The following is a 17,562-nucleotide window of genomic DNA, read 5'->3' as shown; positions in this document are numbered from 1 at the left end:
GCGGGACGAGATGACGACCACCCATCAGGACCTGGCCGGGCTGGAGCTCATCCGGCGGATCAGGGCGCTCCCGGCCAAGCGGCAGCGCGCGGTGCGGGCGTTGCTGGAGAAGCAGGGTGTCGACCTCTCCCTGCTCGACGTCATCCCGCGGGCAGCCCGGCCCGCCGACGGGCTGGTCCCGTTGTCGTTCACCCAGCAGCGGCTGTGGTTCCTGGCGCAGCTGGACGGGGCCGACGCCGCTTCGGCCTACAACCTCCCCGGGGCGACCCGGCTGTCGGGGCCCTTGGACCGGCAGGCGCTGATCAGGGCGCTGGAGGAGGTGGTGCGACGGCATGAGGCGCTGCGCACCCGGTTCGTGGTCCGCGACGGTGTGCCGTACCAGCACATCGGTGACGGCGGGAACTTCACGGTCGGTGTAGCGGACCTCGACGATCCGGCGCGTCTGTCCCGGATCGTCGAGCAGGAGGCGGTCACACCCTTCGACCTGGAGCGTGGCCCGCTCATCCGGGCGCGGCTGCTGCGGTTGGCCGAACAGGAACACGTCCTGGTGATCACGGTGCACCACGGTGTGGGCGATGGCTGGTCGTTCGGCGTCCTGTACCGCGAGCTGGGCGTGTTGTACGAGGCGTTCAGCGCCGGCCGCCCCTCGCCCCTGGAGTCGCTGCCCGTCCAGTACCCCGACTTCGCCCACTGGCAGCGCGACTGGTTCGCCGGCCAGGAGAAGGCCCGCCAGGTGGAGTACTGGAGGCAGCAGCTCGTCGGCGTCGACCCCAGGGTGTCGTTGCCGCCCGATCGGCAGCGCCCGCCGGTCAAGACCTACCGGGGGGCGCGTGAGCGGTTCCGCTGCCCGGCCGAGCTGGTGGACCGGCTGCGGGAGGCCGGCGCCCGGCACGACGCCACGCTCTACATGACGCTGCTGGCGGCCTACCACGTCGTGCTGCACCGCTACACCCAGCAGACCGACATCGCCGTGGGCACGGTGGTGGCCAACCGCAACCGGCCGGAGTTGGAAGGGCTCATCGGCTATTTCGCCAACACCCTGGTCATCCGTACGGACCTGTCGGGCGATCCGGCCTTCGCCGAGTTGCTGACGCAGGTGCGCAAGACCGCGCTGGAGGCGTACGACCACCAGGACGTGCCCTTCGAGGCCGTGGTGGACGCGCTCAAGCTCGAACGTGATCTCAGCCGCCACTCGCCCGCCTTCCAGACGATGTTCGTGCTGCAAGAGGCGCAGGGCCAAAGAGTGATCAAGGTCGGCGGGCTGGAGTTCCGCCCTCTCGGGATCGACGTCCCCGTCGCCAAGTTCGAGCTCACCATCGACCTGCAGGAGACCGCGGACGGGCTGGACGGCACCGTCGAGTACAACACCGACCTGTTCGACGCGGACACCATTGAGCGGTTCATCCGCCACTACACCGCTCTCCTCGCCTCCGTCGCGGCCGACCCGGAGGAGAAGGTCTCCCGGCTGGCCATGCTGCCGCAGGACGAGCGCCACCGGGTTCTGACCGAGTGGAACGAGCTGCCGGGCGGTGTGGAGTCGCGGGAGCGGTGTGTTCACGGGTGGTTCGAGGGGGTGGTGGCCGGCTCGCCGGATGTGGTGGCGGTGGAGTACGAGGGTCGGTCGCTGACGTACGGGGAGCTCAATGCGCGGGCGAACCGGTTGGCGCGTCATCTGTGTGGGTTGGGTGTGGGCCGGGATGTGCTGGTGGCGTTGTGTCTGCCGCGCAGTGAGCAGTTGGTGGTGTGTGTGCTGGCGGTGCTCAAGGCCGGCGGCGCGTACGTGCCGCTGGACCCGGCGGTTCCCGTGGAGCGGCTCGACCACGTGCTGCGGGACAGCGCGCCGCGGGCGCTGGTCGTCGACGGGCGGGTCCCTGAGGGGCTGGACACCGCCCAGATCGCGGTCGTCGACGTACGGGCGGACGCCGAGGCGTGGGAGGGCCTGCCGGACGGCGACCTGGATCCCGTCGAGGTCGGGTCCACGCCGTCCGACGCGGCGTATGTGATCTACACGTCGGGGTCGACCGGTGTGCCCAAGGGTGTGCTGGTGGAGCATCGGAATGTGTCGCGGTTGTTCTCGGCCACTGAGGGTTGGTTCGGTTTCGGGAGTGAGGATGTGTGGACGTTGTTCCACTCGTTCGCTTTCGATTTCTCGGTGTGGGAGATGTGGGGTGCGCTGCTGTACGGCGGGCGGTTGGTGGTGGTTCCGCAGGGGGTGACGCGCAGTCCCGCGGAGTTCTATGAGTTGTTGTGCTCGGCCGGGGTGACGGTGCTGAATCAAACGCCGAGTGCGTTTCGGCAGTTGATCGCCGCGCAGGGGGAGGGGGGTGGTGCGCACCGGTTGCGGATGGTGGTGTTCGGTGGTGAGGCGTTGGATGTGGCGGCGCTCAAGCCGTGGCTGGGCCGCCCGGTCAACCAGGACACCCGTCTGGTGAACATGTACGGGATCACTGAGACCACGGTGCATGTGACCTACCGGCCGCTGACCGTGGCCGATACCGACGGTTCCGCCAGCCCCATCGGGGTGCGCATCCCCGACCTGCGCATCTATGTGCTGGACGGGCAGGGTGAGCCGGTGCCGGTCGGTGCGGTGGGTGAGTTGTACGTCGGTGGCGCGGGTGTGGCCCGCGGCTACCTCAACCGCCCGGAACTGACCGATCAGCGTTTCCTCCCCGACCCGTTCGCCGGGCAGCCGGGCGCGCGGATGTACAGGACCGGGGATCTGGCGCGGCAGCTTCCCGACGGCTCGCTGGAGTACGTCGGCCGCAACGACGACCAGGTCAAGATCCGCGGGTTCCGCATCGAGCTCGGCGAGATCGAGGCCGCCCTGGGTCGGCATGAGGCGGTGGCCTCGTGCGTGGTGGTGGTCCGTGAGGACCAGCCCGGCAGCAAACAGCTGGTGGCGTACGTGGTCCCGGTGGACGGGCACCTGGAACAGGACCTGCGGGCCGAGCTGGGGCGGCATGGCGAGCGGCTGCTGCCGGAGTACATGGTGCCCAGCGCGTTCGTGGCCCTTCGCACATTACCGTTGACGGCGAACGGCAAGCTGGACCGCAGGGCGCTGCCCGCACCGGGGATCGACGCGTATGCGCGGCGGGAGTACGTGGCCCCGAGCACGGTCACCGAGCGGGCGCTGGCGGCGGTGTGGGCGGACCTGCTGGGCTTCGAAGAGGAGCGGGTCGGCGCGGGAGACAACTTCTTCGAGCTGGGCGGGCATTCGCTGCTGATCACGGTGTTGGTGGCCCGGCTCAAGGAGCTCGGCTTCGACGTCCCGGTGCGCAGCGTGTTCGCCAGCCCGACGCTGGCCCGGCTGGCGGCGGAGATCGATCGCGGCGTGGCGGCTCCGGCGTACGAGCCGCCGGCGAACCTGATCGAGGAGGGGGCTGAGCGCATCACCCCGGGCCAGTTGCCGCTGGTGGAGCTGAGCCAGGAGCAGATCGACGCGATCGTGGCGAGCGTGCCCGGTGGCGCGGCGAACGTTCAGGACATCTATCCGCTGGCGCCGGCGCAGGAGGGCATCCTCTTCCACCATCTGCTGGACCCGGACAACGACCCGTACCTGGTCTCCATCCTCCTGGCCGCCGACGACGAGAAGGCATGCGACAGGTTCACCCAGGCGTTGCAGGCGCTGATCGACCGGCACGACGTCCTGCGCACCGCCGTGCGTACGACGGGGCTGCCCGAGCCGGTGCAGGTCGTGCAGCGCACCGCACGCCTGGCCGTGGAGCGGACCCGGCTGGACCAGGACCACGACCAGGACGCTGCTCGGCAGGCGCAGGCGCTGATGGACCGGCCGCGGGCCCTGGCGGTGGACCAGGCGCCGCTGCTGCGCCTCCTCATCGCCGAGGACCCGTGTTCCGACCGCCGCTACCTCCTGCTGAGCGCACATCACCTCATCGAGGACGCCACCACGCTACGGCTGTTCCTCCAGGAGATGGCGGCCCACATGAGGGGTCGCGCGGACGAGTTGGCTCCTCCGGCCCCGTACCGCGACTTCGTCGCCCACACCCTGCACCGGATGGCCTCCGAGGACGTGGAGGCCCACTTCCAGGCCGCTCTGGGCGATGTGGCCGAGCCGACCACGCCGTTCGGGCTGACGAACGTGCGGGGCGACGGCCACCAGTACCCGCAGCTGCGCCGTGCCCTGCCCGCGGACCTCACGCGTGAGATACGCGCCCAGGCCCAGCGGCTGCGCCTGAGCCCCGCCTGCCTCTTCCACGCCGCCTGGGCATGCGTGGTGGCCGCGGCCACCGGTCGGGACGACATCGTCCTCGGCACCGTGATGTCCGGACGCCTGCAGGGCGTGCCCGGGGTGGAGCGGATGCTGGGCAATTTCATCAACACCCTGCCCCTGCGGGTCCGTCTCGCCGACAAGACCGTACGGGACCTGATCGCCGAGGTCGACAGCGGGTTGCAGGAGCTGATCGCCCGAGAGCAGACCCCGCTGAGCGTGGCCCAGGGCAGCAGCGGCCTGGGCGGCGACACCCTGTTCAGCTCGGTCGTCAACGTCCGCCACTTCGAACCGGGCCACGGCGGCCCGGCCGCGCCCGGCCTGGAGGACCAGGGCATCCACTGGCTGGGGGAGACCGACGCCATCAACTACCCCCTGTCGCTGTCCCTGGACGACTTCGGCAGTGAACTGTCCCTGCACGTACGGGTGGACGACGCCGTGCCGTGCGACCTGGTCGTGGACTATGTGGAGACCGCGCTGGCCGGCATCGTCGCCGCCCTCGCCGTCGACGACGGCACCGGCACCGACGCGCTCGCCGTCGACGTCCTGCCCGCCGCCGAGCGCCACCGGGTTCTGACCGAGTGGAACGAGCTGCCGGGCGGTGTGGAGTCGCGGGAGCGGTGTGTTCACGGGTGGTTCGAGGGGGTGGTGGCCGGCTCGCCGGATGTGGTGGCGGTGGAGTACGAGGGTCGGTCGCTGACGTACGGGGAGCTCAATGCGCGGGCGAACCGGTTGGCGCGTCATCTGCGTGGGTTGGGTGTGGGCCGGGATGTGCTGGTGGCATTGTGTCTGCCGCGCAGTGAGCAGTTGGTGGTGTGTGTGCTGGCGGTGCTCAAGACCGGCGGCGCGTACGTGCCCATCGACCCGGCCGTTCCGGTGGAGCGGTTGCGCTACATCCTCGAGGACAGCGCGCCCCGGGTGCTGCTGGCGGACGGACCCCTCCCCGACGGGCTGGAGACCGCCGGCATCCCCGTGGTCGACATCCACGCCGACGCCACGGCGTGGGAGAGCCTGCCGGACGGCGACCTGGACCGGACCGGGGCGGCGCCCACCGACCTCGCCTACGTGATCTACACCTCCGGATCCACCGGGGCGCCCAAGGGTGTGCTGGTGGAGCATCGGAATGTGTCGCGGTTGTTCTCGGCCACTGAGGGTTGGTTCGGTTTCGGGAGTGAGGATGTGTGGACGTTGTTCCACTCGTTCGCTTTCGATTTCTCGGTGTGGGAGATGTGGGGTGCGCTGCTGTACGGCGGGCGGTTGGTGGTGGTTCCGCAGGGGGTGACGCGCAGTCCCGCGGAGTTCTATGAGTTGTTGTGCTCGGCCGGGGTGACGGTGCTGAATCAAACGCCGAGTGCGTTTCGGCAGTTGATCGCCGCGCAGGGGGAGGGGGGTGGTGCGCACCGGTTGCGGACGGTGGTGTTCGGTGGTGAGGCGTTGGATGTGGCGGCGCTCAAGCCGTGGCTGGGCCGCCCGGTCAACCAGGACACCCGTCTGGTGAACATGTACGGGATCACTGAGACCACGGTGCATGTGACCTACCGGCCGCTGACCGTGGCCGATACCGACGGTTCCGCCAGCCCCATCGGGGTGCGCATCCCCGACCTGCGCATCTATGTGCTGGACGGCCGGGGCCGCCCGGCCCCCCTCGGCACGGTCGGCGAACTGTACGTCGGTGGCGCGGGTGTGGCCCGCGGCTACCTCAACCGCCCGGAACTGACCGATCAGCGTTTCCTCCCCGACCCGTTCGCCGGGCAGCCGGGCGCGCGGATGTACAGGACCGGGGATCTGGCGCGGCAGCTTCCCGACGGCTCGCTGGAGTACGTCGGCCGCAACGACGACCAGGTCAAGATCCGCGGGTTCCGCATCGAACTGGGCGAGATCGAAGCCGCCCTGGCCCAACACCAGGACGTCGCCCAAGGCGTGGTCGTCCCCCAGGGATCCGCCGACGGCCGCACCCTGGTCGCCTACCTGAGCCCCACCCGGCGATGGCTGGACGCCGCGGCCCAGGAGCAGAACACCCTCCTGCTGAACCAGTGGCAGGCGGTCTTCGACGACGAGTACGCGGGATCCCAGCGCACCACTGATGATCTCAACCTGGCGGGCTGGGAGAGTAGTTACACCGGCCGGCCTATCCCCGAGCCGGACATGATCGAGTGGATCGACGGCACCGTCCAGCGCATCCACCAGCTCCGGCCCCAGCGGCTGCTGGAGATCGGCTGCGGCACCGGGCTCCTGCTCTTCCGCTACGCCGACGCCTGCCGCAGCGTCCACGCCGTCGACCTGTCCGCCTCCGCGCTGGCCGATGTACGCCAGGGCGTCGAACGCCGCGGCTGGTCGCACGTCACCCTGGCTCAAGGCGACGCCCTGTCGGTGGCGGACCTGCCCGAGGCCGGCTTCGACACCGTGGTGATCAACTCCGTCGCCCAGTACTTCCCCAACCGGCTCTACCTCGAACAGGCCCTCACCGGCATCCTGCCCCTGATGGCGGACGGCGGCCGCATCCTCATCGGCGACGTACGCAACCTTGACCTGCTCACCCCCCACCTGATCGCAGTCGAACGCGGCCGCGCCACCGGCCGCACCACCGCCGCCGACCTGAGCGCCCAGGTCCAGCGCCGCCGCCGGCACGAAAGCGAACTCCTCTTCAGCCCCACCTACTTCACCCAGCTCACCCGCCACTTCCCCGAGCTGGGCACGGTCGACGTGATGGTCAAACGCGGAGTGGGCGACAACGAGATGCTCGCCTACCGCTACGACGTCATCCTCACCAAAGGCACCCCCTCCGCGGCAGAACCGGACCTGCCCTGGCTCCGAGCCACCACCCCCGGCGACCTGCGCACCCTGCTGGAGGACGCCGCCACTCCCGACCGGTTCGGCGTCACCGGTCTGACCAACCCCCGGATCGCCGACGACGTCCGCATCAGCGACGTCCTCACCCGCTGGGCACCCACCCACGACATCGACCCCCTGCCGGACGGCGCCCGGGTGTCCCCCGAAGCCGCCACCGCCGTCCGCGAGCTGGAGGCCGTCCTGCGCCACGCCGAACACCTCGGCTACCAGGTCGCACCCACCTGGTCCCAAGACCGCCCCGACGGCCTGGACCTCGTCCTCGGCAAGCACGGCCTCCCCCGCGTCCAGGCCCACGCCCCCTACCGCGCCACCCACCTGGCGAACACCGTACGCATCGGCGACCTCGCCCCCGCCATGGCCCGCCCGCTCAGGGACCACCTCTCCAGCCGGCTGCCGGAGTACATGGTCCCCGGGGTGTTCATGCTCCTGGAGGAGCTGCCCGTCACCCTCAACGGCAAGGTCGACAAGCGCGCGCTGCCCGTCCCGGACGAGGACGCCGTGGCCAAGGAGGCGTACGTCGCCCCGCGGACCGAGACCCAGCGGGCGCTGTGCCGGATCCTGGAAGAGGTGCTCGGCCTCAGCCGTGTCGGGCTGGAGGACACCTTCTTCGCCCTCGGCGGGCACTCCCTGCTGGCCGTCCGGCTCAACCTGCGGGTGCGGCAGGAACTGGGCCGGGAACTGCCGCTCCAGCTGATCCTCACCGGCGTCACCGTCGCCGATCTGGCCGCGGCGCTGGAGGAGGAGCAGGCCGCGGCGGACGGCGTGCCGCTGGTCCCCGCGGTGCCCGTGCGGGACGGCGAGGAGGCGCCGCTCGCCCTCCAACAGGGCGACCTGTGGTTCCTCAACCACCCCTGGCACCTGCCCGCGTCGTACGACAACGTCCAGCTGGCGTACCGGATCGAGGGCCCGCTGGACCGCGACGCCTTCACGCGCGCCGCGCGTGCCCTCGTGGCACGCCACCCCATCCTGCGTACCGGCTACGTCCGCCGCTACGGCACCGTCACCCAGCGGGTCGGGGACGCCACGGGCTTCGAGCTGAACGTCACCGAGCCGATCGCGGACGACGACGCCCTCACACAGTGGCTGCGGCAGGAGCGGACGCGTCCGTTCGCACCGCAGGGCCGGTACCCGGTGCGTGTCCACCTGGTGCCGGTGGCCGACGACGAGCACGTTTTCGTCCTCACCAGGCCCTGGGGCGTCTTCGACGGATGGTCGCTGGCCATCGTGCTGACCGAACTGATGGCGCTGTACCGGGGGTTGAGCCGCGGCGCGCAGCCGGAACTGCCGGACCTGCCGCTCGCCTACGCCGACTTCGCCCGCTGGCAGCGACAGGTGGTCGGCACCGCGGAACTCGACCGGCAGTGCGCCTACTGGCGGCGGCAGCTGGACGGGCTGCCCGCGAGCCTGTCGCTGCGCACCGACCGGCCGCGGGGCGCGGTGAAGTCCTACCAGGGCGCCTCGGTGGACTTCGGCGTGCCTCTCGACGTGCTCACCGGGCTCCAGCAGCTGAGCCGGCAGCACGGCGGCAGTCTCTACATGACCCTGTTGTCGGCGTTCGCCGTACTGCTGGGCGGCCACACCGACGACCGCGAGCTGGCGATCGGCTCCCCCGTCAGCCACCGGCCCGGGGCCGAACTGGAGCGGCTCGTCGGCTACTTCGTCAACACTTTGGTGATCCGCCTGGACATCGCCCCGGACCGCGCCTTCACCGACCTGCTGGCGCAGGCCCGGCACGTCACCGCGGAGGCCCACGAGCACAAGGACCTGCCCTTCACCGAGCTGGTCCGCGAGCTGGTGCCCGAGCCCGACCCGGCGCACTCCCCGCTGTTCCAGGCGATGGTCAACCTCGTGCCGAATCCGGCGCCGGCGGCGGGCGGAGACGACGCCGACGACCTGCGGATCTCCCCGGTGGACACCGGTTCCCGAACGGCCAAGTACGACCTCAACCTGACCGCGGTGGAGACGGCGTCCGGCCTGAGCGGCTACCTGGAGTACAGCACCGACCTGTTCGCGGGTGAGACCGCGGCGGACATGGCGCGCTCCTACGAGCGGCTGTTGCGGGAGATCGCCCGGGACCCCGACGCGAATCCGGCCCGGTTGCGCGACCGGGCCAGGGAGCCGCGTACGGACGCCTCCGACTCCGTCGCCCACTGAGCGACCCGGAACAGGAACGACAGGGGGAGGAACACCTCATGCCCGCGAGTTATCCGATCGAGCGCGCGGTGGCGGTCGTCGGCATGTCCTGCCGGGTCCCGGGCGCCGACGACCTCGACGCCTTCTGGCAGCTGCTGCGCGACGGCGTGGACGCGATCACCGACGTGCCGGCGGGACGGTGGGATCCCGACGGCGTTCCCGGCGAACTCGACGCGCCGGGCCTGCGGCGGGGCGGCTTCCTGGACCGGGTCGCCGACTTCGACCCCGGGTTCTTCGGCATCTCCCCGCGCGAGGCCGCGGCGATGGACCCGCGCCAGCGGCTGGCGCTGGAGCTGAGCTGGACGGCGCTGGAGCACGCCGGTGTCGTACCGGAGCGGCTGCGCGGCGGCTCCACCGCGGTCTTCCTCGGCGCCACCGGCGACGACTACGCCGCGCTGGTCCACGCGCGCGGCCAGGACGCGGTGTCCCACCACTCGCTGACCGGGCTCAGCCGCGGCCTGATCGCCAACCGGGTCTCGTACCACCTGGGTCTGCGCGGGCGCAGCCTCACCGTGGACGCGGCGCAGTCCTCCTCCTTGGTCGCCGTGCACCTGGCGTGCGAGAGCCTGCTGGCGCACGCCACCGGGCTGGCCCTGGCCGGCGGGGTCCACCTGAACCTCGCGCCGGACAGCACGCTCGCCTTCGCCCGCGCGGGCGCCCTGTCCCCGGACGGCCGCTGCCACACCTTCGACGCGCGCGCCAACGGCATCGTCCGGGGCGAGGGCGGCGGCGTGGTCGTCCTCAAGCGCCTCGCGGACGCCGTCGCCGACGGTGACCCGGTGCACTGCGTCCTGCTCGGCGGCGCGGTCAACAACGACGGCGGCGGCGAGGGCCTCACCGTCCCCGACGGCGACGCCCAGCGGGAGCTGCTGCGCGACGCCTACGCCAGGGCGGGCGTGGACCCGGAGCGGGTGCGCTATGTCGAACTGCACGGCGCCGGGACCAAGGCGGGTGACCCCATCGAGGCGGGCGCCCTCGGCGCGGTGCTCGGCGAGGGCCGGGACGACGGACAGCCACTGCTCGTCGGATCGGTGAAGACCAACATCGGACACCTGGACGGGGCCGGGGGCGTCATCGGGCTCATCAAGGTGGCGCTGGCGTTCAGGCACGGCGTCCTCCCGGCGAGCCTGCACTACACCGAGCCGAACCCGGCGATCCCCATGGAGCGGTGGAAGCTGCGGGTGAACGACGCCCCCGGCCCGTGGCCCGAGGGCCCCCGGCTCGCGGGCGTCAGCTCCTTCGGCCTGGGCGGCACCAACTGCCACCTGGTGGTGGCGGACGCGCCCACCGCGCCCGAGGAGGACCAAGCGCCCGGGGCGGACGCCATGACGGAGCCCGCCGAGGCGTTCTGGGTGCCGGTGGTGGTGTCCGGCCGGACCGAGGCCGCGCTGCGGGCCCAGGCCGAGCGGTTGCGGGAGGCGGTGGCGTCCGCCCCCGGGCTGCGGCCGGCGGACGTCGGCTACGCGACGGTGACCACCCGGTCGGCGCTGGAGCACCGCGCTGTCGTGGTGGCCGCGGACCGCGCCGAGCTGCTGGCCGGTCTGGCGGCGGTGGCGGCGGGCGAGCCGTCGCCGCACGTGGTGGAAGGCGCGACCGGGCCCGCGACCGGGGTGGTGTGGGTTTTCCCCGGCCAGGGGCCGCAGTGGGCCGGGATGGCGCTGGACCTGTGGGACTCCTCGCCGGTGTTCGCCGCGCGCATGGACGCCTGCGCCCGGCTGCTGGACGGTCTGGTCGACTGGTCGCTGCGGGAGGTGCTCGCGGACGAGGCCGCGCTGAAGCGGATGGATGTGATGCAGCCCGCGCTGTTCGCGGTGCAGGTGTCGCTGGCCGAGGTGTGGCGTGCGGTCGGGCTCGCCCCGTCCGCCGTGGCGGGCCACTCCCAGGGGGAGATCACCGCGGCCTGCGCGGCGGGGATCGTGTCCCTGGAGGACGCGATGCGGCTGATGGTCGAGCGCAGCCGGGCCATCGTCGCCCGGCTGTCCGGCCGCGGCGCGATGGCGCTGCTGGCGCTGCCGGTGGACGAGGTCGACCAGGAGCGGGTGACGATCGGGGCGGTCAACGGCCCGGACGCGGTCGTCGTCTCCGGCCCGGTGGACGTCGTCCACGAGATGGTGGCCGAGTGCGAGGCCCGCGGCGTCCGCGCCCGGATCGTCCCCATCGACTACGCCTCGCACTCCCCACAGGTGGAGGAGATCCGCGACGAGGTGCTCCGGGCCGCCGCCGGGGTCACCGCCCGGGACCGCGAGGTCGCGTTCTACTCCACCGTGACCGGCGGCCGCCTGGCCACCGACCGGCTGGACGCCGCGTACTGGTACCGGAACCTGCGGGAGCGGGTGCGGCTCGAGGAGGCCGTCCGGGCGCTGGCCGAGGATGACCACCGGGTGTTCCTGGAGGTCAGCCCGCATCCGGTGTTGACCATGGCCATGCAGTCCACCGTGGACACCGTCGACGGGGCCGCGGGCGCGGTGGTGCAGGGCACGCTGCGCCGGAACGCCAACGGGCCCCGGCGGCTGCTGCTGTCCCTGGCCGAGGTGTACGCCCAGGGCGGCGCGGTCGACTGGCGGCCGCTGTTCGAGGGCACCGGGGCGCGGGCCGTGGAGCTGCCCCCGTACGCCTTCCAGCGGCAGCCCTACTGGATCGCGGGCGACGGCCCGGCCCGGCCCGTGCCGCGCGGTGAGCGCGCGGCGCCGACGCCGATGCCCGCCCGGGCCGCGAGCGAACCGCCGGGCGCCGCGCCGTCCGCTCCGGGCGGGGAAGAGCTGCGGGATCTGACGCTGTCCCAGGCGGCGGCCGTCCTCGGATACGACGGGCCGGGCGCGGTCGATCCCGACCGCACGTTCAAGGAGCTCGGCTTCGACTCGGTGACAGCGGTGGAGCTCAGCAGGCGGCTGGGCCGCGCCACCGGGCTGCGGCTGCCCACCACACTGCTGTTCGACCACCCCACCCCCACCGCGCTGGTGCGGCACCTGGACGAGGAGCTGTCCGGACGGGGCGGCCCGGACCGGGAGCGGTCCGCCGCGGGTCCGGCCGCCGAGGGCATAGACGCCGACGCCGACGCCATCGCGATCGTGGGCATGGCCTGCCGGCTGCCGGGCGGCGTGGCGTCCCCCGAGGAGCTGTGGCGGCTGGTCGCCGACGGGGCGGACGCCATCACGGCGTTCCCGGAGGACCGCGGCTGGAGCCTGGAGCCGGCCGACACCGGGAACGTCCGCACCGGCGGATTCCTGTCCGGCGCCCTGGACTTCGACGCCGACTTCTTCCGGATCAGCCCGCGCGAGGCCCGGGCGATGGACCCGCAGCAGCGGCAGCTGCTGGAGGTGTCGTGGGAGGCGCTGGAGCGGTCCGGGATCGACCCGGCGTCGCTGCGCGGCAGCCGCACGGCCGTTTTCGCCGGTGTCATGGACCAGGACTACGTGCCCCCGCTGCACCAGACCTCCGACAGCTTCGGCGGACACGCCCTGACCGGCGGAGCCCCGAGCGTGGCGTCCGGCCGCGTCGCGTACGCCCTCGGGCTGGAGGGCCCGGCGGTGTCCGTGGACACCGCGTGCTCGTCGTCGCTGGTGGCGCTGCACCTGGCGGCGCGGTCGCTGCGCTCGGGGGAGTGCTCGCTGGCCCTCGCCGGGGGAGTGACGGTGATGTCCACCTCCGGGATGTTCGTGGAGTTCTCGCGGCAGGGCGGGCTGTCGCCCGACGGCCGCTGCAAGGCGTTCTCGGACGCGGCCGACGGCACCGGCTGGGCTGAGGGCGTGGGGGTGGTGGTGCTGGAGCGGCTGGCGGACGCGCGGGCAGGCGGGCACCGGGTGCTGGCCGTGGTGCGCGGCTCGGCGGTCAACCAGGACGGCGCCTCCAACGGACTCAGCGCGCCCAACGGCCCCTCGCAGCAGCGGGTCGTCCGCGACGCGCTGGCGAGCGCCGGACTGTCCGGCGCGGACGTCGACGCGGTGGAGGCGCACGGCACCGGCACCGCGCTCGGCGACCCCATCGAGGCGCAGGCCCTGCTGGCCACGTACGGGCAGGAGCGGGAGCGGCCGCTGTGGCTGGGGTCGGTGAAGTCCAACATCGGCCATACCCAGGCCGCGGCGGGGGTGACCGGTGTCATCAAGATGGTGATGGCGATGCGGCACGGTGTGCTGCCGCCCACCCTGCACGTCCAGGAGCCCTCGCGGCACGTGGACTGGTCCGCGGGGTCGGTCGAGCTGCTGACCGAGCGACGGCCCTGGCCGGAGGCCGGGCGGCCGCGCCGGGCCGGGGTCTCCTCCTTCGGGATCAGCGGCACCAACGCGCACGTGATCATCGAGCAGCCGCCCGCGGACGCCGGGGACACCGACCGGCCCGCTGAGGCCTCCCCGGTGCCGGTGGTGCTCTCCGGCCGGTCCGAGGCCGCGCTGCGCGCCCAGGCCGGGCGGCTGCGGGCCCACGTGGCGGCCGGCGCGGACCTTCGCCCGGCCGACGTCGGCTGGTCGGCGGCCACCGCGCGCAGCGCGTTCGAGCACCGCGCCGTCGTGGTGGCCGCCGACCGGGACACCCTGGTGGCCGGGTTGGACGCGCTGGCGCACGGCGGGGAGGGCCCGGGCGCGGTGAGCGGCGTGGCCCGGCACACCGACGGCCGTGTGGTGTTCGTCTTCCCCGGCCAGGGCTCGCAGTGGGCCGGGATGGCCGTGGAACTCCTCGGCTGCGCACCGGTGTTCGCCGAGCGGCTGGCCGCATGCGCCGCGGCCCTGGCCGAGTTCGTCGACTGGGACCTGGAGGGCGTGCTGCGGCAGCTGCCGGGCGAGCCGACGCTGGAGCGGGTGGACGTGGTGCAGCCCGCGTCGTGGGCGGTGATGGTGTCGCTGGCGGCGCTGTGGCGGTCGTACGGCGTCGAGCCGGCGGCGGTCGTGGGCCACTCGCAGGGCGAGATCGCGGCGGCGTGCGTGGCCGGGGCGCTGTCCCTGAGGGACGCGGCGCGCGTGGTCGCGTTGCGGTCGCAGGCCATCGCCAAGGGGCTGGCCGGGCTCGGCGGCATGATGTCGGTGGGCCTGCCGGTGGCGGAGGCCGCGTCCCGGTTGGAGCCGTGGGAGGGCCGCCTGGACGTGGCGGCGCTGAACGGCCCCACCTCCACCGTGGTCGCCGGCGACCCGCGGGCGCTGGACGACCTGCACGCGGCGTGCGAGGCGGACGGGATCCGGGCGCGCAGGGTCGCGGTGGACTACGCCTCGCACACCCTCCACGTGGAGCGCATCGAGGACGAACTGGCCCGCGTGCTCGCCGACGTACGGCCCGAGCCCGCCCGGGTGCCGTTCTTCTCCACCGTCGAACGCGACTGGCTCGGCGAGCGCTTGGTGGACGCCGCCTACTGGTACCGGAACCTGCGGCAGACCGTGCACTTCCAGTCCGCGGTGGAGGCGCTGGCAGAACAGGGCTACGGCCCGTTCATCGAGGTCAGCTCCCACCCGGTGCTCACCATGAGCGTCCAGGAGAGCCTGGAGGGCAGCGCGGGCGAGGCCGCGGCCACGATGGTCTCCGGTTCGCTGCGCCGGGACGAGGGCGGCCTGGACCGGTTCCTGGCGTCGCTGGCACAGGTGTGGGCGCGCGGGGTCGAGGTGGACTGGGACCGGGCGTTCGCGGGCGCCGGGGCGTCCCGCGTCGACCTGCCCACGTACGCCTTCCAGCACCGGCGCTACTGGCTGGACGCCGCCGCGGACCAGCCGCTTCTGGGGCACGCGGTGGAGCTCGCGGACGGCGCGGGCACCGTCCTCACCGAACGGCTGTCGCTGCGGACCCGGCCGTGGCTGGCCGACCACCGGGTGCTCGGCCAGATCGTGGTGCCGGGGACCGCGCTGCTGGAGATGGCCCTGCGCGTCGGCGCCGCGGTGGACGACCTGACCCTGCACACCCCCCTGGTGCTGCCCGAGCGGGGAGAGGTCGAGGTGCAGCTGGCGGCGGCCGCACCGGACGACGTCGGGCGCCGCGCGCTGCGCCTCCACGGCCGTGTCCTCGACGGCGCCGACGCGCAGTGGCAGCTCCACGCCACCGGCGTGGCGCGCGCCGCCGGGCCCGGCGGGGCCGGTGTCGTCGTCACCGAGTGGCCGCCCGCCGAGGCGACGCCGCTGGACCGCACCGGCTGGTACGAGGAACTCGCCGCGCGCGGCCTGGAGTACGGGCCGGCCTTCCGGAACCTGCGGCAGGTGTGGCGCCACGGCGACGATCTGCTGGCCGAGATGGCACTCGGCGACGACGCGGGGCCGTTCCATGTGCACCCGGCGCTGCTGGACGCGGCGCTGCACCCGCTGGTACTGGAGGCGGGCACCGGCCCCATGGTGCCGTTCTCCTGGTCCGGTGTGCGGCTGGCTCGCGCGGGCGCGTCCCAGCTGCGGGTGCGCATCAGCCCGGCCGGTGAGAACCGGGCGGCGCTGACCGTCGCCGACGGCAGCGGCGTCGAGGTACTGGCGGTGGAGTCGCTCACCCTGCGGCCCCTGGACGCCCGGCGGTTCGACCCCAGACTGTTCCAGGTCGAGTGGCGCGAGACCACCGTCCCCGGCGAGCCGGGCCGCCCCGACGGCGCCACCGCCACCGTGCTGCCGGTGGCGCCGGAGGCGGTGCGGGGGCCGGAGGCTGTCCACACGGCGGCCGAGGCGGTGCTGCGCGACGTCCAGGCGTGGCTGGCGGAACACCCGGACGGCCCGTCCCGGCTGGTGGTCGCCACCCGGCGGGCGGTCGCCGTGGCGTCGGGCGAGGCCGTCGACCCGGCCGCCGCCGCCGTGTGGGGGCTGCTGCGGTCGGCCCAGACCGAACACCCCGGCCGCATCGTGCTGGTGGACCACGACGGCGGCGGCGACCTCACCGCCGACGCGTCGGTCCGCGCCCTGGCGACCGGCGAGCCGCAGATCGCCCTGCGTACGGACCGGGTCCTCGCACCCCGGCTCGCCCGCGGCTCGGTTCCCGCGCCCGACCCCGACCGGCCGGCCCTCGACCCCGGCGGCACCGTACTGATCACCGGCGGGACCGGGGGACTCGGTGGCGCGGTGGCCCGCCACCTGGTGGCCCGGCACGGCGTACGCCACCTGCTGCTGATCAGCCGCGGCGGGGCGGCCGCCGACGGCGCACAGGAGCTGGTGGCGGAGTTGACCGACGCGGGCGCCTCGGTCGCGGTGGCCGCCTGCGACGTGACCGACCGGGCCGCCCTGGCCGACGTCATCGCGTCCGTGTCCGCCTCGGCGCCGCTGCGGGCCGTGGTGCACGCCGCGGGTACCCTCGCGGACGCCGCGGTGGCGTCGCTGACGCCGGAGCGGCTGCACACGGTGCTGGCGGCGAAGGTGGACGCGGCCTGGCACCTGCACGAGCTGACCGCGGACCTGGACCTCACGGCGTTCGTGCTGTTCTCCTCGGTGTCGGCCACCCTCGGCCTGGCCGGGCAGGCGAACTACGCGGCGGGCAACGCGTTCCTCGACGCGCTGGCCCACCACCGGCAGGGACGGGGGCTGCCCGCGGTCTCCCTGGGCTGGGGACTGTGGGAGCAGGCCACCGGCCTCACCGGCCGGCTGGCCGACGCCGACCTGCAGCGGATGGCCCGCATGGGCTTGCGGCCGCTGCCCATGGACGGCGGCCTGGCCCTGTTCGACCTCGGGCTCGGCGCGGACCGGCCGCACCTGGTGCCCGCCTGGCTCGACCCGTCGGAATTCGCGGTTCGCGACACCGAACCGCCCGCGATGCTCCGCGGCCTGGTCCGCGCCCCCGTCGCCGACGGCGGCCGGGCGCGGGAGGACGCCCAGTCGCTGCGCGACCGGCTGCTGACCCTGCCCGCCCACGACCGGGAGCTGACGGTGCGCCGGGTCGTGCAGGCCGAGATCGCGACCGTCCTGGGCCGGTCCGGCCCTGGCGACGTGCCCCCCGCCCGGGGCTTCGCGGACCTCGGCTTCGACTCGCTGACCGCCCTGGAGCTGCGCAACCGGCTCGGCGCCCTCACCGGCCTCACCCTGACCGCCACGGTGACCTTCGACCACCCGAGCCTCGCCGCCCTGGCCCAGCACCTGCTGGAGCGGCTGGCCCCGGATCGGGCCGCTTTGGAGCGGCCCGTGGCCGATCCGCCGCTGCTGGCCGAGCTGGACCGGCTGGAGGCCGGCGTGGCTGCCATCGGCGACGACCACCTGCGCACGGCCGTCACCACCCGGCTGTGGGAGCTGCTGGCGACCTTGGGCACCGGGGACGACGCGGCAGAGCAGGCCCCCGACCACGAGGTCGCCGCGGCGAGCGCGGACGAGCTCTTTGCCCTGATCGACGATGAGCTGGGAAGGCTCTGACATGAGCGATGA

2 protein-coding genes are annotated in these 17,562 nt (G+C 73.4%); both read left to right on the top strand.

Features of this window, described 5'->3' with window-relative positions; translation table 11 throughout:
* Positions 1 to 10: 10 nt before the first annotated feature.
* Positions 11 to 9,232, top strand: coding sequence for a non-ribosomal peptide synthetase (locus tag PV419_RS27065; protein WP_319693387.1), 9,222 nt, complete (start codon positions 11 to 13; stop codon positions 9,230 to 9,232).
* A gap of 38 nt (positions 9,233 to 9,270) precedes the next feature.
* Complete coding sequence (locus tag PV419_RS27060; protein ID WP_319693386.1) at positions 9,271 to 17,550, top strand: SDR family NAD(P)-dependent oxidoreductase; 8,280 nt, start codon at positions 9,271 to 9,273, stop codon at positions 17,548 to 17,550.
* Positions 17,551 to 17,562: the final 12 nt, after the last annotated feature.

The sequence above is a fragment of the Streptomyces sp. ME19-01-6 genome (assembly GCF_033793745.1).
In the GTDB taxonomy this organism is placed as follows: Bacteria; Actinomycetota; Actinomycetes; order Streptomycetales; family Streptomycetaceae; genus Streptomyces.
This window is presented reverse-complemented; position numbering and strand designations above follow the sequence as displayed.